17 protein-coding genes are annotated in these 23,815 nt (G+C 65.2%); 13 read left to right on the forward strand and 4 right to left on the reverse strand.

Going from position 1 to position 23,815, the window contains the following annotated elements; all coding sequences use genetic code 11:
• Nucleotides 1-103: 103 nt before the first annotated feature.
• Nucleotides 104-481, forward strand: a complete 378-nt coding sequence (locus JQ572_RS12630; RefSeq protein ID WP_211383323.1) for a VOC family protein — start codon at nucleotides 104-106, stop codon at nucleotides 479-481.
• Here the strand turns inward: JQ572_RS12630 and JQ572_RS12635 are convergent.
• A complete protein-coding gene (locus JQ572_RS12635) occupies nucleotides 478-1,083 on the reverse strand; it encodes an LOG family protein (protein WP_211383324.1) in 606 nt (201 codons plus the stop codon). The genes JQ572_RS12630 and JQ572_RS12635 overlap by 4 nt on opposite strands.
• A gap of 200 nt (nucleotides 1,084-1,283) precedes the next feature.
• On the opposite strand from JQ572_RS12635, the gene JQ572_RS12640 reads away from it, so the two are divergent.
• From JQ572_RS12640 to JQ572_RS12655, 4 genes are all read left to right on the forward strand, one after another.
• Complete coding sequence (locus tag JQ572_RS12640; RefSeq protein ID WP_211383325.1) at nucleotides 1,284-3,242, forward strand: ABCB family ABC transporter ATP-binding protein/permease; 1,959 nt, start codon at nucleotides 1,284-1,286, stop codon at nucleotides 3,240-3,242.
• 77 nt (nucleotides 3,243-3,319) lie between these two features.
• Entirely contained in the window at nucleotides 3,320-4,024 is a 705-nt protein-coding gene (locus JQ572_RS12645) for a phosphatidylserine decarboxylase (RefSeq protein ID WP_256806929.1), read from the forward strand.
• Nucleotides 4,025-4,111: 87 nt separating this feature from the next.
• On the forward strand, nucleotides 4,112-4,993 hold the full coding sequence (locus tag JQ572_RS12650; RefSeq protein WP_211383327.1) for a CDP-alcohol phosphatidyltransferase family protein: 882 nt from the start codon (nucleotides 4,112-4,114) through the stop codon (nucleotides 4,991-4,993).
• A gap of 152 nt (nucleotides 4,994-5,145) precedes the next feature.
• Nucleotides 5,146-5,865, forward strand: coding sequence for an RraA family protein (locus tag JQ572_RS12655; RefSeq protein WP_211383556.1), 720 nt, complete (start codon nucleotides 5,146-5,148; stop codon nucleotides 5,863-5,865).
• A 15-nt stretch (nucleotides 5,866-5,880) separates the two neighbouring features.
• Here the strand turns inward: JQ572_RS12655 and JQ572_RS12660 are convergent, their stop codons facing one another.
• On the reverse strand, nucleotides 5,881-6,174 hold the full coding sequence (locus JQ572_RS12660) for a hypothetical protein (RefSeq protein WP_211383328.1): 294 nt from the start codon (nucleotides 6,172-6,174) through the stop codon (nucleotides 5,881-5,883).
• 345 nt (nucleotides 6,175-6,519) lie between these two features.
• Between JQ572_RS12660 and JQ572_RS12665 the strand changes: the two genes are divergently transcribed.
• The 7 genes from JQ572_RS12665 to JQ572_RS12695 all read left to right on the forward strand — a co-directional run bounded on the left by JQ572_RS12665 (nucleotide 6,520) and on the right by JQ572_RS12695 (nucleotide 15,152).
• Nucleotides 6,520-7,293, forward strand: a complete 774-nt coding sequence (locus JQ572_RS12665; RefSeq protein ID WP_071915126.1) for a motility protein A — start codon at nucleotides 6,520-6,522, stop codon at nucleotides 7,291-7,293.
• Between the two features lie 24 nt (nucleotides 7,294-7,317).
• Nucleotides 7,318-8,148, forward strand: a complete 831-nt coding sequence (locus JQ572_RS12670; RefSeq protein WP_211383329.1) for an OmpA/MotB family protein — start codon at nucleotides 7,318-7,320, stop codon at nucleotides 8,146-8,148.
• Between the two features lie 246 nt (nucleotides 8,149-8,394).
• Nucleotides 8,395-10,293, forward strand: coding sequence for a potassium transporter Kup (locus tag JQ572_RS12675; protein ID WP_211383330.1), 1,899 nt, complete (start codon nucleotides 8,395-8,397; stop codon nucleotides 10,291-10,293).
• Between the two features lie 141 nt (nucleotides 10,294-10,434).
• A complete protein-coding gene (locus JQ572_RS12680) occupies nucleotides 10,435-12,363 on the forward strand; it encodes a potassium transporter Kup (protein ID WP_211383331.1) in 1,929 nt (642 codons plus the stop codon).
• Nucleotides 12,364-12,522: 159 nt separating this feature from the next.
• On the forward strand, nucleotides 12,523-12,849 hold the full coding sequence (locus JQ572_RS12685; protein ID WP_015686918.1) for a rhodanese-like domain-containing protein: 327 nt from the start codon (nucleotides 12,523-12,525) through the stop codon (nucleotides 12,847-12,849).
• Between the two features lie 8 nt (nucleotides 12,850-12,857).
• Complete coding sequence (locus JQ572_RS12690; RefSeq protein ID WP_211383332.1) at nucleotides 12,858-14,036, forward strand: aminotransferase; 1,179 nt, start codon at nucleotides 12,858-12,860, stop codon at nucleotides 14,034-14,036.
• Between the two features lie 6 nt (nucleotides 14,037-14,042).
• Nucleotides 14,043-15,152 (forward strand): polyamine ABC transporter substrate-binding protein, encoded by a 1,110-nt coding sequence (locus JQ572_RS12695; RefSeq protein ID WP_211383333.1) that lies wholly within the window; start codon nucleotides 14,043-14,045, stop codon nucleotides 15,150-15,152.
• A 244-nt stretch (nucleotides 15,153-15,396) separates the two neighbouring features.
• On the opposite strand, the gene JQ572_RS12700 is transcribed toward JQ572_RS12695, so the two are convergent.
• Together JQ572_RS12700 and JQ572_RS12705 are read right to left on the reverse strand one after the other, a co-directional pair.
• Nucleotides 15,397-17,562, reverse strand: a complete 2,166-nt coding sequence (locus tag JQ572_RS12700; RefSeq protein ID WP_211383334.1) for an autotransporter family protein — start codon at nucleotides 17,560-17,562, stop codon at nucleotides 15,397-15,399.
• Nucleotides 17,563-17,599: 37 nt separating this feature from the next.
• Nucleotides 17,600-21,820 (reverse strand): autotransporter outer membrane beta-barrel domain-containing protein, encoded by a 4,221-nt coding sequence (locus JQ572_RS12705; RefSeq protein ID WP_211383335.1) that lies wholly within the window; start codon nucleotides 21,818-21,820, stop codon nucleotides 17,600-17,602.
• Nucleotides 21,821-22,010: 190 nt separating this feature from the next.
• On the opposite strand from JQ572_RS12705, the gene JQ572_RS12710 reads away from it, so the two are divergent.
• The gene (locus JQ572_RS12710) at nucleotides 22,011-23,732 is read left to right on the forward strand and encodes a tetratricopeptide repeat protein (RefSeq protein ID WP_211383336.1); all 1,722 of its coding nucleotides are present in this window, start codon (nucleotides 22,011-22,013) and stop codon (nucleotides 23,730-23,732) included.
• Nucleotides 23,733-23,815 lie beyond the last annotated feature (83 nt).

Here is a 23,815-nt window from a genome sequence, read left to right on the forward strand (position 1 = left end):
TTGCGCGGAGCGAAGCGACGAAGCAATCCAGATTGTCTCCGCCGGCACAGTCTGGGTTGCTTCGCTTGGCTCGCAATGCCGAGGAGAGAGGGGAGCGCGACCAATGATCGACCACATCTCCGTCGGCGTCGGCGATCTCGATCGCTCGGCAAGATTCTACGAGGCGACGCTCGCCGCCCTCGGCCTGTCGCGCCTCGTCACGCGGCCGCGGACGGTCGGCTTCGGCAAGGCCTATCCCGAATTCTGGATCAATCTGCGCGAGGGCATGCCGCATGTCGCCCCCGAGAGCGGCGTGCACATCTGCCTGCGGGCAAAGACGACGGCCGAGGTCGATGCATTTCACGCCGCGGCCCTTGCCGCCGGCGGCGCATCGGACGGCGCGCCGGGTATCCGCCCGCACGACCGCGTGCGCTACTACGCGGCGTTCGTCACCGATCCCGACGGCAACCGGATCGAGGCGGTGACGTTTCCCGCTGGCTAAAGCTTGCGTGCAACTTCCGGCGCGAGCTCTTTTTCCGCCTCGGCGAGCTGCGCCACTGCGGCCTTCAGCTTCGGCAGGATCTCCTCGACCCGATCGGCCTTGAGGATGTCGACCGAGAGGCCGGCGCGGATGAACTCGGTCTGGCGCATGTGCGACAGCAGCGAGAACAGCGGCTCCCAGAAATTGTCGAAATTGGCGAGCAGCACCGGCTTGGCGTGGCGGCCGAGCTGTTTCCAGGTCAGCTGCTCCACCAGCTCCTCCAGCGTGCCGACGCCGCCCGGCAGCGCCACGAAGGCGTCGGAGCGTTCGAACATCAGCCGCTTGCGCTCGTGCATGTCGGGGGTGACGATCATCTCCTGCACGCGGGTCAGCGCGTTCTCGCGCTTCCGCAGGAATTCGGGAATGATGCCGGTGACGCTGCCGCCGTGATCCAGCACGGAGGTCGCGACCGAGCCCATCAGGCCGAGCGAGCCTCCGCCATAGACGAGGCGAATGTTGTTATCGGCGAGGGCCTTGCCGAACGCCTTGGCGCCCTCGGTGAAGCGGGGATTGGTTCCGGGGCCGGAGCCGCAATAGACACAGACGGTTTTGATCGTGCTCATTGGTGCCATGATGCATTGCAGCGAAGAGGCGTCAAGCCCAATCGGTGATTCGGGTGACCCGGATATTTACCGGTAAATGGCGGCAAACAATCGAAGATTCGCCATCTGGCGGGGTGCGCTGGCATCGGGAAGGCTCTATATGACGAGCGAAAATCGCAAATCGTACCGCGCCCGCATCCGGCGGGCTTTCAGGCTTCTTGATGGACCAACCTCAATCGTTCGACGGCGCCGACGTTCCTGATCCGCCTCCCGGGGGACAGCTGGAGCGGGCTACGCTGATGGGCACGCTGGCGCATCTGTGGCCCTATATCTGGCCGGGCGACCGCTTCGACCTGAAGATGAGGGTGGTCTGGTCGATGGTGCTGCTGCTCGCCGCCAAGCTGATCACGCTGACGGTTCCGTTCAGCTTCAAATGGGCGACAGACGCGCTGACCGGCGCCAACACCGCGCCGGTGCTGCCCGACAATTGGCATCTCTGGGTGATCGCCTCGCCATTGCTGCTGACCGCCAGCTACGGCGTGATGCGCATCCTGATGGCGGTGATGACGCAATGGCGCGACGGCATCTTCGCGCGCGTCGCCATGCATGCGGTGCGCAAGCTCGCCACCATCACCTTCATTCACATGCACGAGCTCTCGCTGCGCTTTCACCTCGAGCGCAAGACCGGCGGCCTGACGCGCGTGCTCGAGCGCGGCCGCGAGGGCATCGAAGTCATCGTGCGCATGGTGATCCTCCAGCTGATCCCGACCATCGTCGAGGTCTCGCTCCTGATGGCCGTGCTGCTCTGGCAATTCGACTGGCGCTACGTGGTCGCGACGCTGATCACGGTTACGGTCTACATGTACTACACCTATATCGCGACCGAGTGGCGGATCGGCATCCGCCGCAAGATGAACGATTCCGACACCGAGGCGAACACCAAGGCGATCGACTCGCTGCTCAACTACGAGACCGTGAAATATTTCAGCGCCGAGGCGCGCGAGGCGCAGCGCTATGACCGCTCGGTCGCGCGCTACGAGGAGTCGAGCGTTCAGGCCTATACGTCGCTCGCCGTCCTCAACACCGGCCAGGCCGTGATCTTCACGCTGGGGCTGACGGCGACCATGCTGATGTGCGCGATCGGCGTACGCAACGGCACCAACACGGTCGGTGATTTCGTGCTGGTCAACGCCATGATGATCCAGCTCTACCAGCCGCTGAATTTCATGGGCATGGTCTATCGCGAGATCAAGCAGGCCATCATCGACATCGAGAAGATGTTTGGGGTGCTGGGACGCGAGGCCGAGATCAAGGACGTTCCCGATGCGCAGCCACTGGTCATCTCCGCCGGCACCGTGCGTTTCGAGGACGTGCGCTTTGCCTATGAGCCGGCGCGGCCGATCCTGAAAGGCATCAGCTTCGAGGTGCCGGCGGGCAAGACGGTCGCGATCGTCGGGCCGTCGGGCGCGGGCAAATCGACCATCTCGCGGCTCCTGTTCCGCCTCTACGACATCTCCGGCGGCAGGATCCTGATCGACGGCCAGGATATTCGCGAGGTTACGCAGGCCAGCTTGCGCGCTTCCATCGGCATGGTGCCGCAGGACACCGTGCTGTTCAACGACACCATCCGCTACAACATCCGCTACGGCCGCTGGGACGCCAGCGACACCGAAGTCGAGGAGGCGGCGGGCCTGGCGCAGATCGACCATTTCATTCGCATGGCGCCGATGGGCTACGAGACCCAGGTCGGCGAGCGCGGCCTGAAACTGTCCGGCGGCGAGAAGCAGCGCGTCGCGATCGCGCGCACCGTGCTGAAGGCGCCGCCGATCCTCGTGCTGGACGAGGCGACCTCCGCGCTCGACACCCACACCGAGCACGAGATCCAGGGCGCGCTCGAGCGCGTGGCCAAGAACCGCACCTCGCTCGTGATCGCGCACCGGCTCTCGACCATCGTCGGCGCCGACGAGATCATCGTGCTGGACCAGGGCCGCATCGCCGAGCGCGGCACCCACGCACAACTGCTTGCGCAGGGCGGCCTCTACGCCAGCATGTGGAACAGGCAGCGCGAAGCCGAGGCGGCGCGTGAGAAATTGGCCCAGATGGCCGACAGCCGCGAGGCGCCCAACCGGGAGCCTCCGCCGGTCGCCGACGTCCTGACGGCACCTGCGGCTGCCGAGTGACCTTGTCTCCGGTCCCAACTCTGGCCTAAACAACTCCACCGCGCGGGACGACCTGCGCCATCAACCCTGAGCGGCAGATAGCGATGTCCATTCTCGATTCGATCCAGCGCCAGATCCCGCCGATCCACAAGGAGGGCTATCCCTTCATCGGCGGCTTTGCGCTGGCAAGCCTCATCCTGTTCTGGCTGTGGTCGCCCTTGGGGTGGATCGGCACCATCCTGACCGTGTGGTGCGCGCTGTTCTTCCGTGATCCCGTCAGGGTGACGCCGGTGCGCGAAGGGCTCGTGGTGTCGCCGGCCGACGGCCGCGTCTCGATGATCACCATGGCGCTGCCGCCGGCCGAGCTCGGGCTCGGCGACCGGCCGCTGCCGCGCATCTCGGTCTTCATGAGCGTGTTCAACTGCCACGTGAACCGCAGCCCGATCGCGGGCAGGGTGGACCGTATCGCCTACCGGCCCGGCCTGTTCATCAATGCCGAGCTGGACAAGGCGAGCGAGGACAATGAGCGCAACTCGCTGGTGATAACGACGCCGACGGCGCGGATCGGCGTGATCCAGATCGCGGGGCTCGTCGCCAAGCGCATCGTCTGCTTCGTCAAGGAGGGGCAGGCGATCGGCGCCGGCGAGCGCTTCGGCCTGATCCGCTTCGGCTCGCGGCTCGACGTCTATCTGCCATTGGGCACCAAGGCGCTGGTCTCGGAAGGGCAGACCGCGATCGCCGGCGAGACGATCTTGGCCGATCTTGCCGGAGACGACCCGAGCCGCGCCTACCGCGCCAATTAACCATCAAGTCGGCCTCAAGGGGCCTTCCGCCGCAATGGCGGAGAGGAACATGGCTTGCTATATCTCGCCTCAAGGTGAGGACGAGCCATGACGCCCTATGACTTCAAAGATCCCGACGTGCGCCGCAGGCGGTTCCGCCCGATCCCGGTGCGCATGCTGGTGCCCAACGTCATCACGCTGCTGGCGATCTGCGCGGGCCTGACCTCGATCCGGCTCTCGATCGAGGGGCGGATGTCGCTCGCGGTCTACGCCATCGTGTTCGCGGCCGCGCTCGACGGCATCGATGGCCGCATCGCGCGCCTGATCAAGGGTCAGTCCAAGTTCGGCGCCGAGCTCGACAGCCTCGCCGACTTCGTCAATTTCGGCGTCGCGCCCGGCCTGATGTTGTATTTCTGGCAGCTGCACGAGCTCGGCAATGCCGGCTGGATTGCCGCGATGGTGTTCGCGATTTCGGGTGGCCTGCGCCTCGCGCGCTTCAATGCCACGCTGGACGATCCGAACAAGCCGGCCTTCGCCGCCAATTTCTTCACTGGCATGCCGGCGCCGGCCGGGGCGATCACCGTGATGTTGCCGATCTATGCGGCGTTCCTGGATCTGGGGCGCTGGCCCGCGGCGCTGACGGCCGGCTACACGCTGCTGATTGCCTTCCTGATGGTGTCGCGCTTGCCGGTGTTCTCCGGCAAGACCAAGCGGATGCGCGTGGCGCCCGAGCTGGTGCTGCCGGCGTTCGTCGCCGTGATCGTCTTCATCGCGCTGCTGATCGCCTATCCCTGGCACGTGCTGTCGATCGGCACGGTGCTGTATCTGGTCTGCCTGCCGCTCGGCTACAAATCCTATCGCGACCAGGCGCGCGCGATGCAAGCAGCAGCTTCTTCGGGAGGCGAGGTCCCGTCGCCGCCCTCGGCACCGACGCTGGCAAACCTGTCCGAGCCGCCGCATGACGACGATCGGCCCGGAAGGCTACACTGAGCGGCAAGGCACCGAGCAGCAAGGCACTGAGCGGCAAAACCCGGATATCAGCCATGAGGGCTTCCTGAGTTGGGTTGAGACCCGATCTCGGCTATATCGCCAGTGTCGGCGGCACCGCGCCAACAGCGGCCGCCAATCTGGGAGAGAACGCCGTGACCGATAACGCGACCGGGCCGCTGCCCGCTTCCGTCCTTGAAGCGCTGGGCCGCTATGACACGCCGACGATCTGCAATGCCATGGAGATCGTGGCGCCCGAGCGCCGCTTGATTGGCTACACCACCAAGCAATTGGTCTGTCCGTTTCCCGACCTGCCGCCGATCGTCGGCTATGCCCGCACGGTGGCGATCCGCTCGGTGCTGAAGTTCTCGCTACCGGCCGAAGAGCAGTCGAAGCGCCGCATCGAATATTACGAATATGTCGGCACCGGCTTTGGCCCGCGCATCTCGGTGATCCAGGACATCGACGGTCCCGACGTCGGCTACGGCGCGTTCTGGGGCGAGGTGCAGAGCAACGTGCACAAGGCGCTTGGCTGTCTCGGCGTCATCACCGACGGCTCGATCCGCGACATCCCGCAATGGGCCCCGGGCTTTCAGGCGCTGGCCGGCTCGATCGGCCCGTCGCATGCCTGGGTGCATGCGGAGAGCTTTGGCGGCGAGGTCCGCGTCGCCGGCATGACCGTGAAGTCCGACGACCTCATCCACGCCGACCAGCACGGCGCCATCGTGATCCCGCTCGACATCGCCGCAAAGCTGCCCGAGGCCGCCGAGCTCTGCGGCCGCCGCGAGACGCCGATCCTGGAGATCGCCCGCAGCCCCGACTTCTCGCTGGAGAAGCTGAAGGCCGCGCTGAGGCGCTCGGCGGAAATCCACTAACCGGACCGGCACGATCTACGGCGGCGACGCCGCTCGCGGGCTGCCCTGTTCAGCCAGGAACAGGGCAGCCTGATCCGGCTCGCCCAGCACCGCGGCAGCGCAGCCAATCAAGGTGAAGCCGCCGGCCAAATCCCACAGGGTGATGTCTTCCGCATTGTCGGCGGCGTGGATCAGGCGCGCTGCGATCACGGCGAAGGCAGCCTCGACAAAGAGCAGCACGCTGAACGCCGGCAGGACGAGCTCGGGCTCGAGCATATGGAGCGCCAGCACAGCGGGAAGTGCGGTAAGAAGACTGAACAGCGTCACCATTGCGATGGCTCCCGCCACGAGCGTCCGCCCCGCTCCAGACTACCAACCGATCCTCCGCCCCCTGATGTGGCCCAGGGCCGCAGCCAGACTGTCCACGCGATCAAGCGAGCGCACCGGGCCGAGCCGACGGGGCGCGCGACGCCTTATGGTTAGCAAAACGTTGAGATGCCCGTCGGAGGCCGGCAAAGCCGGAGTCGCTTCAGCGCGCTGCGCCAGTCAGGCGCGTCGGCTCAACTTAACCTTTACGCGGCTTTAAGGGCGGCGCTCTAGGGTTTCCGATGCGGTTCGGGGTTGGACTGCGCCAGCGGCCAGGATGGCCGTTGTTCGTTCGCGTTGGAGTGTCCCATGGATATCATGACGAGCGTCGGGCTCATTGCGGGCATCATCGTCATCACGGCGATGGTCTTCATGGGCGGCGATCTCCACATGTTCATCTCCGAACATGCCATGATCATCATCTTCGGCGGCTCGATCTCCGCGACCATGATCCGCTTCCCGCTCTCGGCGCTCCTGCACGGCCTTCCGCTCGGCGCCAAGTTCGCCTTCACCATGAGCCGCCTGTCGGCCCATGACCTCGTCGACGAACTCGCCCGCATCGCCGAGATCGCCCGCAAGCAGGGTCCGGTCGGGCTCGAAAAGGTCGAGACCGACGAGCCCTTCCTGGCCAAGGGCATCCGCTACGTCGCCGACGGTTACGACCTCGACTTCATCCGCGACAATCTCGAGCGCGACCGCGACAACTTCCTGATGCACCTCGACGAGGGCAGCAAGATCTACCGCGCCATCGGCGACTGCGCCCCGGCCTTCGGCATGATCGGCACCCTGATCGGCATGGTGCAGATGTTCGCCAACATGACCGACCCCTCCAAGCTCGGCCCGTTCATGGCTACCGCGCTGCTCGCAACCCTCTACGGCGCCCTGGTCGCGAACCTGTTCTGTCTGCCGATCGCCGACAAGCTGCACGGCAAGTTGCTCGACGAAGAGACCAACCGCACGCTGATCATCGACGGCATCCTGATGATCCGCGACTCCAAGAGCCCGACGCTCGTGCGCGAAATGCTGCTGGCCTATCTGCCGGAGAAGCATCGTCACGCCGAAGGCGAGCCGGTGCCGGCGTAACGCCGCCCGCCGGGATATCGAGAGATGGCCAAGAAGAAGCGCGGCGATGCTCACGGTGGCGGTCACGGCTGGTTCGTGACCTTCGCCGACCTGATGGGCCTGATGATGAGCTTCTTCGTGATGCTCGTCGCGTTCTCGACGCAGGATGCCAACAAGCTGAAGATCGTCGCCGGTTCGATGCGCGACGCCTTCGGCGTGCAGAGCGAAGCGCGCTATTCCGGTATCGTCGAGTCCGACGGTCTGCCGACACGTCCGCGGCTGAAGAACGTCGACCATATCCAGCCTGAAGACTCCTCCAACACGCCGACACCGGACCAGGAGGACCGCGACCGCACGTCGGGCGCGAAGATCAAGGTCGACCGCAATTTCGCCCTCGCCGCGGCCTCGCTGCGTCAGGCGTTGCAGGACATGCCGGAACTGACCGAGATGTCCAAGCACATCATGTTCGAGGAAACCAAGCAGGGCCTCAACCTGGAGATCGTCGACCAGGACGGCCGCTCGATGTTCGCCGACGGCTCCAAGGTCCCCTACGACCGCACGCGGCGCCTGATCGAGAAGCTCGCCGTTCCGCTCAAGGCGACGCCGCTTCGCGTCTCCATCGCAGGCCATACCGCAGCCGGGTTCGTGCCGACCCGCGGCGACTACGGTGCCTTCGACCTGTCGGCCGACCGCGCCAATGCCGTGCGCCAGATCCTCGAACGCGAGGGCCTGCCGGCCTCGCACATCTTCGCCGTCGCCGGCAAGGCGGACACCCAGCCGCTGTTCCCGGACGATCCCTCGCTCGCGGCCAACCGGCGGGTGACCATCACACTGATGCGCGAAGACCCGCCGCTGCCGCCGAATCTGAAGCCCTAGTTTTCGGGCGAGGCGGACGCTGCTTCGCTTGAACCTGATCCCGTTCCGATTCAATCGGAGTGGAAAGGCTTTCGGCACTTGCGCTACCATCTTACCTGAGGCATGTCGTCGCGCTTGCGATGACCGTTGCTGCGCCGTCACAGCATCTGCCCCGGCGCCTGCTATGGTGGGGTGCCGATTGACAGGCGCGCCAGAACCGTCACAAGCGCCGGATCAATTCTCTGGAAGAAGCGTTTCTAGTTTCACATGACGGCGAGCATCACATCCACCGAAGCTCAGGATGGGCCGGTCACCTCGGGTTTCTGGGGCCTGACGCTCGGGAGCATCGGCGTCGTCTTCGGCGATATCGGGACGTCGCCGCTCTACGCGTTCCACGAGGCGGTCCGGGGTGCGGCCCATGGCGAGCCGGTCTCGCGGGTCATGGTGCTCGGCGTGCTCTCGCTGATCCTGTGGGCGCTCTTCATCGTCGTCACCGCCAAATACGTCCTGCTGCTGCTGCGCGCCGACAACAACGGGGAGGGCGGCACGCTCTCGCTGATGGCACTCGGCCAGCGTGCGCTCGGACGGCGAAGCTGGTTCCTGCTCGCGCTCGGCGTTGTCGGCGCCTCCATGTTCATCGGCGATTCCATGATCACGCCGGCAATCTCGGTACTGTCGGCAGTCGAGGGCCTGAAGCTCGCCACCCCCGCCTTCGAGCATTACGTCGTGCCGCTCACCGTCTTCATTCTGGTGCTGCTGTTCGCGGTCCAGAGCAAGGGGACCGCGCTGGTGGCCTCGGCGTTCGGGCCGGTGATGGTGATCTGGTTCAGCTGCCTAGCGGTGATGGGCGCCGTCCATATCGCCGACGATCCATCGGTACTGGCTGCGATCAATCCCTACTACGCGCTGCAATTCCTGCTCTCACACGGCACCATCGGCCTCGTCACGCTGGGCGCCGTCTTCCTGGCGGTCACCGGTGGCGAGGCGCTCTATGCCGATCTCGGCCATTTCGGCCGCAAGCCGATCCAGTCGGCCTGGATGTTCTTCGTGCTGCCTTCGCTCTTGATCAACTATTTCGGGCAGGGCGCGCTGGTGCTGTCCGACCCCGGTGCGATCGAGCATTCGTTCTATCGCATGGTGCCCGAATATCTGGTGCTGCCACTGGTCGGACTCGCGACCGCAGCGACCGTGATCGCGAGCCAGGCGGTGATCACCGGCGCCTATTCGCTGGTCTATCAGGCGGTGCAGCTCGGCCTCTTGCCGCGCTTCGAGGTGCGTTACACCTCCGAGACTCATGCCGGCCAGATCTATCTGCCGCGGGTGAACCGGCTGCTGCTGATCGGCGTGATGCTGCTGGTGCTGTTGTTCCACACCTCCAGCAATCTGGCTTCGGCCTACGGCATCGCGGTCTCCACCACCATGGTTGCCGACGGCATCATGGGCTTCGTCGTGATCTGGAAATTGTGGAACTGGCGCGCTGCAACGGCAGCCGCCGTGATCATGCCCTTCGTCGTCGTCGACATGACCTTCTTCAGCGCCAATCTGCTCAAGCTGCTCGAAGGCGCCTGGGTACCGTTGCTGTTCGGCGTCGTCATGGCCGGGACGATCTGGACCTGGCGGCGCGGGACGGGGATCCTGATCCAGAAAACGCGCCGGATCGAGGTGCCGCTCGACGACCTGATCAAGAGCCTGGAGAAGCGGCCGCCGCACATCGTCAAGGGCACGGCGGTATTCCTCACCAGCGATCCTTCCTTCGTGCCGACCGCGCTGCTGCACAATCTCAAGCACAACAAGGTGCTGCACGAGCACAACGTGATCCTGACCATCGAGACCGCGCAGACACCGCGGGTCGATCTGTCCGATCGGTTCCGGATGGAGAAGATCAGCGACAAGTTCTCCAAGGTCCGGCTGCGCTTCGGCTACATGGAGCAGCCGAACGTACCCAAGGCGCTCGCGATCGCGCGCAAGCAGGGCTGGCAGTTCGACATCATGTCGACGTCGTTCTTCGTGTCGCGGCGCTCGCTCAAGGCCTCGGCGCAGTCCGGCATGCCGCTCTGGCAGGACCATCTGTTCATCGCGCTGAGCCGGTCTGCCAATGACGCCACCGACTATTTCCAGATTCCCACCGGACGGGTGGTTGAAGTCGGCACCCAAGTCACCATTTGAACGCAATCGGCCGACCTATGCAAATTTTGCATGGTGAGGGCCCAGAATCGGGCTAGGCTATGCCGGTAGCGCAGGCCTATAAGCCGCGCGCCCTTCCGCCGTTGTGCAGTGAAGCATTTTTAGAGGCCATCAGGCTCTCCCATGACAAGTGACGTAGCGATTTCCGCCCCGGAAACGGCGGCGACCAATGGGCATGGCGATGCCCACACCACGGCCCGCTTCGGTGCGCTGACGCTCGGCAGCATCGGCGTCGTTTACGGCGACATCGGCACCAGCCCGCTCTACGCGTTCCGTGAGGCGGTGATGGCTGCCTCGGGCGCGGAGGGGGTGCCGACGCCCGCGGCCGTGCTCGGCGTGCTCTCGCTGATCCTGTGGGCCCTCATCGTGGTGGTGACGCTCAAATACGTCGTGATCCTGCTCCGTGCCGACAACAACGGCGAGGGCGGCACGCTGGCGCTGATGGCGCTGGCCCAGCGCGCGGTCGGTACCCGCGGGGCGACGATCGTCCTGCTCGGCATCATCTCGGGCGCCCTGTTCTACGGCGACGCCGTCATCACCCCGGCGCTTTCGGTGCTGTCGGCGATCGAAGGCATGAAGGACATCACCCTGCACTTCGAGCCCTATGTCGTGCCGCTGACCGTGATCATCCTGGTCGGCCTGTTCGCCGTGCAGTCGCGCGGCACCGCGCGGGTCGCCGCGTTTTTCGGCCCGATCATGTGCGTCTGGTTCGCCGTGATCGCGGTTGCGGCGATCCATCCGATCATCCAGCAGCCGCAGGTGCTGTTTGCGCTGAACCCGCTCTACGCCGTGTCCTTCATGATCCACCACGGCATCATCGGTTTCGTGACGCTGGGCGCGGTGTTCCTGGCGGTCACCGGCGCCGAGGCGCTCTATGCCGACCTCGGCCATTTCGGCAAGCGGCCGATCCAGACCGCCTGGCTGTTCATCGTGCTGCCGTCGCTGGCGCTGAACTATCTGGGGCAGGGCGCCCTCGTCCTCGGTGATCCCGGCGCGATCGTGAGCCCGTTCTTCCAGCTCTTCCCGCAAGGCTTTTTACGTGGCTGCATGGTCGTGCTGGCCACCGCCGCAACGGTCATCGCGAGCCAGGCGGTCATCACCGGCGCCTATTCGCTGACGCGCCAGGCGATCCAGCTCGGGCTGCTGCCGCGCTTCGAGATTCGCCATACCTCCGAAGCCCATTCCGGCCAGATCTTCATCCCGCGCATCAACCAGCTTCTGCTGGTCGCCGTGGTGCTGCTGGTGCTGTTGTTCCGCTCCTCCAGCGCGCTGGCGTCGGCCTATGGCATCTCGGTTACCGGCACCATGGTGGTCACGGCGATGATGGGCTTCGTCGTGATCTGGAAGGTCTGGAAGTGGTCGCCGTTCGCGGCTGCCGCCCTGATCGCGCCGTTCCTGTTCCTCGACCTGACCTTCCTGGCGGCCAATTTGCTCAAGGTGTTCGAGGGCGGCTGGGTGCCGCTGGCGCTCGGCGCGCTCATGATCATCCTGATGTACACGTGGCGGCGCGGCAGCCGGCTGCTGTTCGAGAAGTCGCGCAAGCTCGAATTCCCGCTCGCCGACCTCGTGGCCATGCTTGAGAAGCGGCCGCCGCAGCGCGTGTCCGGCACCGCCGTGTTCCTGACCAGCGATCCCCTCAGCGCGCCGACCGCGCTGATGCACAGTCTGAAGCACTACAAGGTGCTGCACGAGAAGAACGTCATTCTCACCATCGAGACCGCACAGACCCCGCGCATCGATCCGGCCGAGCGGGTGAGGCTGGAACAGATCAGCCCGACCTTCTCCAAGGTGACGCTGAAGTTCGGCTTCATGGAATCGCCCAACGTGCCGAAGGCGCTGGCGATCGCCCGCAAGCTCGGCTGGCAGTTCGACATCATGTCGACCTCGTTCTTCCTGTCGCGGAGGGCGCTCAAACCGGCCGCCCATTCGGGCATGCCGCGCTGGCAGGACCGGCTGTTCATCTCGCTCAGCCGTTCCGCCAACGATGCCACCGACTATTTCCAGATCCCCAGCGGCCGCGTCGTCGAGGTCGGCACCCAGGTGACGATCTAGTCAGGCAAACCAAGGCCCCACTTCAAGTCGCTGCGATTTAGCTTTAACTTGCAGGACCGAGCTCAAGCCTTTGTAGCGCTTGATTTTCGTGAGCCGAGAGGCGAGGTTGCCGCCGGCCGGGATCGCTCCGGCATGCGGCTGCGACGTTTGGAGGATGATGTGGCAAATCAAGTGCAGGATCTGACCCCGGACGAGGTCTCCAAGGGTGTCGCGGAAGGACGCTATCTGCTGGTCGACGTCCGTGAGCCGAACGAGGTCGAGGCCGAGGCCTATCCCTACGGCGTGGTGGTGCCGCTCTCGACCTTCGATCCCAAGGCGATCCCCGATCCCGCCGGCAAGGAGGTCGTGTTCGCCTGCCGCTCGGGCAAGCGCTCGGTGACCGCCTCGCTCGCGGCGCAGGCGGCGGGCCTGCCTTACGACAAGCATCTGGCCGGCGGCATGCTCGGGTGGAAGGCGGCGGGCCTTCCCAGCAAGGTCGGCGGCTGACCCGGCCGATGTCCAAAAGCTCGTCCCTCAACAAGGTCTTTGCCGACCTTCCCGTCACCATCTTCGAGGCGATGTCGCAGGCCGCGCGCGACAATGCCGCCATCAATCTCGGCCAGGGCTTTCCCGACGATCCAGGCCCTGAGGACATCCGCCGCGCCGCGGCCGACGCCTCGCTGAACGGCTACAACCAGTATCCGTCGATGATGGGCCTGCCGGAACTGCGGCAGGCGATCGCAACCCATTACGGCCATTGGCACGGCCTCAAGCTCGATCCGATGAGCGAGGTGATGGTGACCTCCGGCGGCACCGAGGCGCTGACCTCGGCCATCCTCGCCGTGGTCCAGCCCGGCGACGAGGTGGTCTGCTTCCAGCCGGTCTATGATTCCTACCTGCCGATCATCCGCCAGGCCGGCGGCATTCCGCGCCTCGTCCGGCTCGAGCCGCCGCACTGGCGGCTGAATGAGGACATGCTGAAAAGCGTCTTCAATTCAAAGACCAAGGCAGTGCTCTTCAACAACCCCTTGAATCCCTCCGCGGTGGTCTATCCGCGCGAGGATCTCGAGCTGCTGGCGCGCTACTGCCAGGAGTTCGACGTCATCGCGATCTGCGACGAGGTCTGGGAGCACGTCACCTTCGACGAGCACAAGCACATCCCGCTGATCACCATCCCCGGCATGCGCGAGCGCACCATCAAGGTCGGCTCGGCCGGCAAGATCTTCTCGCTGACGGGCTGGAAGATCGGCTTCGTCTGCGCCGCGCCGCCGCTGCTGCGCGTCGCCGCCAAGGTGCACCAGTTCCTGACCTTCACCACCGCACCGAACCTGCAGGCCGCCGTTGCCTACGGCCTCGGCAAGTCCGACGACTACTTCCTGTCGATGCGCAAGGACCTGACGCGGAGCAGGGACCGCTTGGCCAGGGGGCTGGAGAGCCTCGGCTTTCCCGTGCTGAAGTCGCAGGGCACTTACTTCCTCACTGTCGACCTGTCCCCGCTCGGGCTCAACGAGAGCGACACCGAGTTCTGCTGGCGGATTGTGAAGGAATACAAGGTGGCGGCGATCCCGGTGTCGGCCTTCTACGAGCAGGACCCCGTGACTTCGGTGGTGCGCTTCTGCTTTGCCAAGAAGGACGAGACGCTCGACACCGCGCTGGAGCGGCTGTCGGATGCGGTGCGCGGGCGCAAGAGGTAGATCGAGATGACGAACGTCAGCGGCTGGAGGCTTTGCCTTGGTTTTGCAATCGTAGCCGCGCTGACGCTTTCCGCCCCTGCAAAGGCCGAGGAGCGGGTCGTCAACTTCTACAACTGGTCGAACTACATGGCGCCCGACGTCCTTGAGGCCTTCACCAAGGAGACCGGCATCAAGGTCGTCTACGACACGTTCGACGCCAACGAGACGCTGGAGACCCGCCTGATGGCCGGCAAATCCGGCTACGACGTCGTGGTGCCGACCGCCTATTTCCTGCAGCGCCAGATCAAGGCCAACATCTTCCACAAGCTCGACAAGTCGAAGTTGCCGAACCTTAGCCATGCTTGGCCCGTGGTGACGCAGCGCCTCGGCATCTACGACCCCGGCAACGTCTACGCCGCCAACTACATGTGGGGCACAACGGGCATCGGCTACAACGTCGCCAAGGTGAAGCAGATCCTCGGGGCTGATGCCAAGATCGACAGCTGGGACATCGTCTTCAAGCCGGAGAACCTCGCCAAGTTCAAGGACTGCGGCGTGCACATGCTCGACTCCGCCGACGACATCTTCCCCGCGGCGCTGAGCTGGCTCGGGCTCGATCCGAACTCGACCAAGCAGGCCGACCTGGAGAAGGCCGCCGACATCGTCGCAAAAGTCCGCCCCTCCGTGCGCAAGTTCCATTCGTCCGAATATTTGAGCGCGCTCGCGACCGGCGAGATCTGCTTCGTGGTCGGCTGGTCCGGCGACATCATGCAGGCCCGCGCCCGCGCGGCGGAGGCGAAGGGTGGCATCGAGATCGGCTACACGATCCCGAAGGAGGGCGCGCAGATGTTCTTCGACAATCTCGCGATCCCCGCGGACGCCAAGAACGTCAGCGAGGCCTACGAGCTGATCAACTATCTCTACCGTCCCGACGTCGCCGCCAAGAATTCGGACTTTTTGTCCTACGCCAACGGCAACCTCGCCAGCCAGAAGCTGGTCGACCCGAAGATCCTGAACGACAAGAACATCTATCCGGACGAGGCGACGCTCGCAAAATTGTTCGTCATCACGGCGCGCGATCCGGCGACGCAACGCGTCATCAACCGGCTCTGGACCAAGGTGAAGACGGGGCGATAAGTGTTCCCGCGATCAACCTCAAAACCAAATCCGCAAAACAACCCCATGCACAGTAGAACCGCGATTTCGGCGGTGATGCTCAAGTGCCGATGCCGCTTGATTGAATTGGCGTGCGCGCGCAAAGGCGCTTGGCGCACCTCATGGACTACACGACGTGAGCCGTCCGACGCGCCGCAGAGTCAGGCGTGGGTCATTTGACACGTCGGGCAAAACACTGGCATGATGACATCCTGCCCATCACCGCTCAGAACCCGACACGCAGGCCCGCGCGGCCGCTGACCACGTTGGAATTGTCGGCCAGCGCCAGATATTCGGCGGCGGCGAAGAAGCTGACATTGCGGCTGCGCCACTCCAGTCCCAATCCGCCGAAGTAACCCCAGACGTTGGCTTGACCCGGTGTCGCGAACGGAATGGCCTGGCCGAGCAGGGCGGCGTTGACGGTGGAGCCGCCGACGCGCTGCGTGCCCAGCACGCCGCCGGAGAGACTGGTGGAGAGCTCGTTCATCGGAGCGATCGCCACGCTCCGCGTCAGCTTGACCTCGCCGCGCTCCTCGACTGTGCTTGCAGTCTGCGTGCCCACCGTCAGCGGCGCGCTGGTGCCGGTCTCGGTGTAGCCGTCGAAGGCACCGAAGAGATAGCGCACGCGCGTGCTCGGCGTCAGCGTGTAGGTGGCATCCGCGAGCTGGCCGAGCGCAAAGCGATGGCCGAAGGTCAGCTCAGGGCTGACATACCAGCCGTTGAAGGAGCCGACGGCGTTCTCGATACCGTTAAGCGCGAGATTGTTGTTGACCGTGCGCGTCGTGATGTTGCGCGAACCGCCGCCCTGGATCGCGCCATGCAGGAAGGAGGCGCCGAAATCGTAGCGGGCATAAGCGCCCGCGAACAGCATGTTGGAATCGGTGCCGCCCAGGCCGAGATCGATGCTGGTGCGGGTCTTGCCGCCGCCGAGGAAGACGCCGGTGTGCAGGTCGGGACGCGCCGCGAAATCGGCGCCGATCATGCCGCCATAGAACAGATTGGCGGTGCGCAGCACGACGCCGTCCTGCTGCTGGATGCGCTGGCCAGCAAAGCCGCGCGCCCACATCGTGGTGCCGTCGGCATAGGTCAATGTCGGCGCCTTGAAGACGGCGGCCTCGCTTGCATAGGCGGACGAGAGCCCCGGCAGTGACGCAAAGGCATCGTCGAAGCGCGAGGGCGCATCAGGTCCCGCGAAGGCGAGCGGCGCGCTGCCGCCGGACGTGCCGCCGGAAAACACCGGCACGGCATCGGACACGCCGCGGGTGAGGTCGGTCAGCGTGCGCCGGTTCGCGGCGAAGGAGGTGACGTCAACGGTGACAATTTGATTGCCGAGCACCACATAGGGCGTCGTGCTGGTGATGGTCGCGCCCGCCAGCGTATCGAAGGTCAGGTTCTGGTTGCCGGCGCGGACGTTGATGGTGTCGCCGCCGCCGCTCGTGATGATCGCGCCGACGATATGCGAGCCCGGCAGCAGGGTCAGTACGTCGGCCGTCTGGCTTGGATCCCATGCATTGTCGAACCTCAACGCCGCCGTCTCGCCGATGATCGTGCCGGAATTGGTTACATTCAGTGTTCCGTAGCTGTAGATACCGATGCTGGATGCTCCGCTGGCGCGAATGGTGCCGGAGTTCGTGACACTGCCGCCGCTAATGGTGATGCCGCGGCTCCCAGATCCGGTCGCTTCGATCAACCCGGAATTCACGACGTTCACGCCGAGGCCGCCAATGATGCCGTAGCCGCCGTTCCGCCCCAGGATGGTGCCCGAATTCATGACGTTGCCGGACTCCAGGTATATGCCGGATATGTCGAAGACACTGTCCGACCCCATGATGGTTCCGGTGTTGATGATGTTGGCGTTCCATGCGCTGACGGCAGAGCCAAATATCAGCGACTGGATCGTGCCGGAGTTGGTGAGGTTGAGGGTGTTGGTGGACGCTACGCCGTAGAAATATCCGACAATGGTACCCGAGTTCGTCACGTTGACGTCGGTGCCGGAGACTGCGCTGCCGCCGGTAAAGCCTCCGTTCCATGGAATCCCGATCCCCCGGATCGTACCGGTATTCGTCAGGTTGATGGTGGTGGCCGAAACGGCCACGGGGAAGTCTCCGTTCGCCTCAATCGTGCCGGCATTGGTGACGTTTGCCGTGATTGCGCTGATGCCCATGCTAATCGTGCCCACCGCTGAGATCGTACCGGCCGCAGTATTGGTCAATGTCAGTGTCGCCGTGTCGCTGACGCCGATGCTGTTGCCCGAGATTGTCGTCGCGTTCGTGCAGGTTTGATCGGTGCCGGCGATGGCGCAGGAGGTCTGCGCCCGCGCTGTCGCAAGCGGACATGACAGCAGCGCCAGGGCGGCCAAGGCGCAGACGATCTTGCCCAGCCTCGTCCGCATTGCGTGTTGGCTCGCGAGCCGGGAGCCGATGTGCCGCCTACCATTCATAACGCACCGTGCCCTTGCCCGTGTAAGTCTGCGTGCTCTGCGAGAATTCGCCTTCGACCGTGCCCGCGAGCGAGAGGCCGTTTCGCCATTTCATCTCGGCACGGCCGCCGAGAAGCGCGGAGTCCGCCGCCGGTTGCGCGCCGCTGACGGTGAAGGCTGCGCCCGGCAGCGTCTGGAAGGCGGCGCTGACGAGGCGATTGGTGTTGGAATCGTGCGCCCAGGCGAGCCGGCCGCGCAGGGTCAGCTCGCCATCGTTGACGAGGAAGCGCTGATCGGTGCGGGCGCCGAGCTCGGTGCGGACGTTCGTCGTGTCCTGCGAATTGTAGGACAGCGCGAACTGGTTGCTGCCGACGATCGCGGTCTCGCCGTAGCCGGGCAAATGGAAGGTCGTGACTTGGGTGGCCGCGTAGGGCGTGACGCCGAAGGTGGAGGCGGGGATGGGTGCGAAGCGCCAGCCGGTTTCCAGGCGGCCTGAGAAGGTGCTGGCCTTGTAGTTCGCGGTGAGCTTGTCGGTGCCCGACACCGTCACGGTGCGATCGGTGGTGACGTCCTGCCAGCCATAGGCGAGGGACGCGGAGAGATACGCCGGCCCAAAGTTGTGACGGCCATAGAGGCCGGCCTGGAACAGATCGGCGCGGCCGCCGCCGAGGCTGTCGGACAGCGCGAAATTGTAGCCGGCGCCGCCGAGTGCGAAGCCGATCACGGTGTCGGGCGAGACGCGATAATCGGCACCGACCACGGTGCCGTAGATGCGGCTGGTGGTCGTGCTTGAACCTGCGGCACTGCTGCCGTTCAACGTGCTGGCGCCGCCATAGGCGGAAGCCCACACGCCCCAGCGACGGTCGATGACATCGCCGCTCGCGTCGCGTGGCGTGACCGCGGCATAGGCTTCGCGCACCCTGGCATCGCCCGGTGCTGTGGACGCATAGCCGAGCGCGCCGCCACCCGGGGCGGAGCCACCCGCGCCGCGCCCGGCGTCCATGCCGCCGCCGGGATCGAGCATGCCCACGAACTGCTGCGTCGCGCCGAACGAGGCCTGCGTGCCGGCGGCGCCGGGCTGGCCGGAGACCTGGTTGAGCGCGTGGCCGAGTTGCGGATTGCCCATGTTGAGCAACGCATCGAAGCCGGCCGGCGGTGTCGCACCGCCCACGACCGCCCTGTTGATGGCGTCGGCCACACGGGTCGGGTTGGCACCGGTGCCCGCCGGCAGCGCGATCGCGCCGGGATCGAGCACGAGATAGACGTTGTTCAGATCATAGGTGAGGTGCGGATTGCGCGCGCCGGGTGCGAAGCTGCTGCCCGTGATGCCGGCGAACTGTGTTCCGCCGAATCCGCCGGTTGCCGTGAGGATGGTATAGGTCTGCGCACGGAAGCTGCCGGACAAGGCAACGGCCTGCACGGTGGCGCCGGCGAGTGTTGCAATACCCGAGACATTGGTCCGGTCGGCGGCAGTGGGGGAGACCTCAACCCTGTAGAAGCTGCCGGCACCGAAAGTAAGATTGCCGCTGACGGTGAGGGTGCCCACGGAATTGCCGGGTGCGAGCGTGCCGCCGCTCGCAATCGTCGTGTTGCCGACGACGCCGGTGCCGCCGAGCGCGCCGCCCGCGTTCACGGTGACGCCACTCGATGCCAGGATCGAGCCGTTCACCGCCAGCGTGCCGCCGTCGACGATCGTGGCGCCGGTATAGGTGTTGATGCCCGAAAGCGTCAGCGTGCCGGTGCCGACCTTGATCAGCGATGTCCCTGTCATCATGCCGTCGCCGGTGAGCACGCCGGTGACGGTGGTCGACAAATTATTGCCGCCAACCGTCAGCTCTATGCTGTTGAGGTCAAAGCGGCCGTTGCCGGCGATTGAGCCGGCGGTGAGCTTGCCGTCGCTGTTCGGGCCGGGGGTGAAGAAGTTGATGACGGCGCCGGCCGTGGTGTTGACGAGCTGCGCGTTGCCTGCCGTGGAATTGCCGTCGAACAGCACATTGCCGCTGTTGACGATGGTCGCGCTGCCGGCCGTGGAGTTGCCGTAGAACGTCAGCTGCGCGTTGTTGGTGATCTCGGCGTTGCCGGCCGTGGCATCGAGGAATGCGAGCGTGCCGGCAGACACCGTCGCGCCGGAAAAATTTGCCGCGCCGGTCAGGGTCAGCGTGCCAGCGCCCGACTTGGTCAGCGTGCCGCCGCTGATGCTTTGGCTGACGACGAATTCGTTGGCTGCGTCGGCAATCTCGATCGTGCCGCCGCCGGCACCCAGGGTGATGGCGCGTGCGGTGGTGTTGAATGTCGTGCCGGTGACTTGCAGGGTGCCGCCATTGAAGGTCAGGCCGCCCGCGAGGTCGCCGAGATTGGCGTCCGAGGAGACGCTGACCGTCCCGCCGGCGAAGGTGGTGCCGCCGGTATAGGTGTTGGCGCCCGACAGCGTCAGCGTGCCGGTGCCGGTCTTGACCAGCGAACCGCCAGTCCCGCCGAAGTAGCCGCCATCGGCGATCACGCCGCTCACGGTGGTCGACAGATTGTTGCCGCCGACCGTGAGCTCGTTGGCGCCGAGTGAGAAGGTGCCGTTGCCGGCGATCGAGCCGGCGCTGAGCTTGTTGTCGCCGTTCGGGCCGGTGCTTCCGGAGAAATCGAAGACCGCGCCCGGATCGTTGTTGACCAGCTGCGCATTGCCCGCGGTCGCGTTGTCCCGGAAATAGGTCGTTCCGATGGAGCTGTGGAAGGGACCGCCGCCATTGTTGGTGATGATCGCGTTGCCGGCCGTGCTCCAGCCCATGAAGGATAGATTATAGGTGTTGGTGATGGTCGCGCTGCCAGCCGTGCTGACGCCGACGAACCCCATCGAAAAGTTGTTGGTGATGGTTGCGCTTGCGGCCGTGCTCGAAGCATTGAAGTTCAGGGTACCGTTGTTGGTGATGCCGGCGCTTCCCGCCGTGGCGCTGTCGTTGAAAAAGACTGTCCCGCCGCTGCTGTTGGTGATGCTCGCGCTGCCCGCCGAGCCGGTCTGGTAGAAAGTCAGCCAACCGCCGCTGTTGTTGGTGATGGTGGCATTGCCGGCCGAGCTGTAGAAATCCAGGCCGCCATTGTTGGTGATGGTGGCATTGCCGGCCGTGCTGGTGTTGATGAATTGCAGGACGCTGTTGTTGGTGATGGTGGCGCTGCCGGCGCTGGTGGCGCTGCGGAAAGCCGTCCAGCCATTGTTCAAGATCGTCGTGATGCCGCTTGTGTCGGCGTTCGAGATTTCGAGCATGCTCCCACTACCGACGGTGACCGCCCCCAGAATGGAGCCGACGCCGCCGGCGAGATTGCCAAGCACCAATGAGCCGCCGTTGATGGTGGTGCCGCCGGTATAGGTGTTGGCGCCCGACAGTGTCAGCGTGCCGGTGCCGATCTTGACCAGCGAGCCGCCGGCGCCGGAGATGACGCCGCTGACCTCGGTCGAGGAATTGTTGGAGCCGACCGTCAGTTCATTGGCGCCGAGGTTGTAAGAGCCGGCGCCCGCGATCGAGCCGGCGCTGATCTTGTTGTCGCCGTTCAATCCTGTGGTGAGGGAGAAATCGACCGAGCCGCCGGCATTGTTGATGACGGCCGCATTGCCGGCCGTGCTGCTGTCCCGGAACCGGACGACGTAATTGTTGGTGATGGTGGCATTGCCGGCGGTGCTGGTGCCAAGGAAATACAGAGTTCCGTTGTTGGTGATGGTGGCGTTGCCTGCCGTGTTGGCGTCGTTGAAGTCCAGCTCGTTGTTGTTGATGATGGTGGCGTTGCCCGCCGTGCTGGTGCTGAAGAATCCCAGGGTATCGTTGTTGATGATGGTGGCGCTTCCGGCCGTGCTGCTGTTTAAGAAATTCAGGACATTGTGGTTGGTGATCGTGGCGCTGCCGCCGTTGACGGTGATGCCGGCACCCGTGAAGGTCAACGGACCGTTGACGTCAAACGTGTAGTTCGAGGCGCCGGCATTGAAGGTCCAGCCGCCGACGCTGGCGCTCGTAATCGCCAGGCTGGTGGTATCAGAGGTGCCGAACGAGGCCGTGCCCAGGGGCACGAAGCCGCCGTCCCAGTTGGAGCCGGTGCCATAGTCGTTGCTGCCGGGGGAGGTGAGCCAGGTGCCGTTCGACGCGGCGCGCGATGGCGCGGCCGGCAGCGCCCAGGCCAGAGCCAGCGCCGACGACGTCAGCAGCGCGACCCGCAGGCGACGGGTCGCTTTGAAACAATCTTTCCCGGTCACCAACTTCCCCCAAAGCACGCGGTCGCGAGTCCACGACCGGATTCATCGCATCGGGCTGGGAGTGGTGTCCTGATAAGGGGGTGGCCAGTTTCTGAAAGTTTCTGATATTTCCGTTTCAGGGAAACTTTTCGGGCTTTTTCGACACAGTTGCCCTATATGAGCCGGCCAGTGAGACGCCGTGGGGGATAAGTTGCTTCGTTTCGCCGGCTTCGAGCTGGATCAGCAGCGCGCGGAGCTGCGTGGGCCCGATGGTGCTCCGATCAAGCTCCGGCCCAAGACTTTTGAGATGCTCCGGCTGTTCGCCGCCAGTGGCGGCCGGGTGCTGAGCAAGCAAGAGCTGATGGAGGCGGTCTGGCCGAACGTCCATGTCGGCGAGGACAGCCTGTTTCAATGCATCCGCGAGCTACGCGCCGCGCTCGGCGACGAGCAGCGGCAGCTGATCAAGCTCGCCTCCGGCGGCGGCTATTCGCTCACGGCTGAGGTCGTGACCGAGCCCGAGCTGAGCCATGCTCATGCCGCGGTGCCGGCTGCCGGGGCAGCCGCGCCGGCCGAGGTCGTGGCGATACCTGCACCAGCGACGGCACAGCGCTCGGTCTTCCACCTGCGCAGCCCGGCCGTGCTTGGTGCCGTGACCGCGTTCTGCGTCATCATCATCGGGCTTGCGGTTGCCGCGCCGGTGCTGAAGCCCGACTCCCTGTTCAAGCGCACGCCGCCACGGATCGCCGTGACGGCGATCGTTGACGAGAGCAACGATCCGCGCGGCTCGGCCATGGCGGCCGAGGTCACTGGCCGCCTCACGGACGGCTTTGCGAAGATCCAGAACATCAGCGTGGTCGCGCCGCGCGCATCGGCGGGTGTCGAGAGCGCAAGTGCGGTGGCCGCATCGCCCGACTACGAGATCCGCGGCGAGCTCCAGCACGGCGATCAGTCCTGGACCTTGCGGGCGCGCATCATCAAGACCGGAAGCGGCGAGGTTCAGGCGGTCGCCGCCGCGTCGGTCGGTACCGCCGAGGCGGATGCACAACTTCAGCAATCGCGCCTCGTCGCCGGCGTGGGGCATGTGCTGGCGCGCCGCCTCAACGAGCTGCTGGAGCCCAGTGTCGCGTCGTCGGCAAGCCGGAAATCGTCCGCGGGCGGTGACAAGGTCGCCGTCGAGCAGTCGCTCGCATCGATCAACCAGACCACGCGTGAGCGCTTCGGCATGGCGCAGTCCATGCTGCAAAAGGCGCTTGGCGAAGATCCTGACAATGTCGATCTCGCCGTCGCGCTCGCCTCGCTCCAGATGCGCGGCATCCAGATGGTCTGGTTCAGCCCCGAGGAGGCCGTCGCGGTCGAGGCGAAGGCCAATGCGACGCTCGAGCAGGCGTTGCGCGCGAAGCCGAATTCGATTCCGGTGCTGGAAGCCACTTGCCGCTTCCTCAGCGCCACCAATCATTTCGTGGAGAGTCTCGTCACCTGCGCCAAGACATTGGGCTTCGACCCGTGGAACGGGTCTGCGCTCTACCTGATCGGTCTTGGGCAGGTCTATCTCGGCCGCTTCGACGATGCGCTCGCGACATTCCAGCAGGCCGATCGTTACGACACGCCGCCGGCCTCGCGCTGGACCTGGCTGCTCGGCGCGGGCATGACGTATGTCCTGATGGGGCGCTACGAGGAGGCATTGCCGTGGCTGCAGCGTTCGATCGCCATCACGCCGGCGACCGGCCGCTCGCATTTGCTGCTTGGCGCCGCCTACCAGAGATCGGGCCGGTTCGACGAAGCGAAGGCGGCTGTCGCGGAGGGACTGCGATTGCGGCCCGGCACGAACAGGCGCAGCGTCTGGCCGCCGATGAAGAACGCAAGTCCGATTTGTATCGCAGCCTGGGAGCGCATCGTTCAGGCCGAGGTCGACGCAGGACTGCCGGAGCAGTGAACGCCTTGCGGGCGTGCCGCTTCGCCGCCGGCCTTCACGGATGTGCATCGAGCGATCCTGTCAGCCTAACGTTATCGTCCTGT

The organism is Bradyrhizobium sp. SZCCT0153, assembly GCF_018129995.1.
Classification (GTDB): Bacteria; Pseudomonadota; Alphaproteobacteria; order Rhizobiales; family Xanthobacteraceae; genus Bradyrhizobium; species Bradyrhizobium japonicum_G.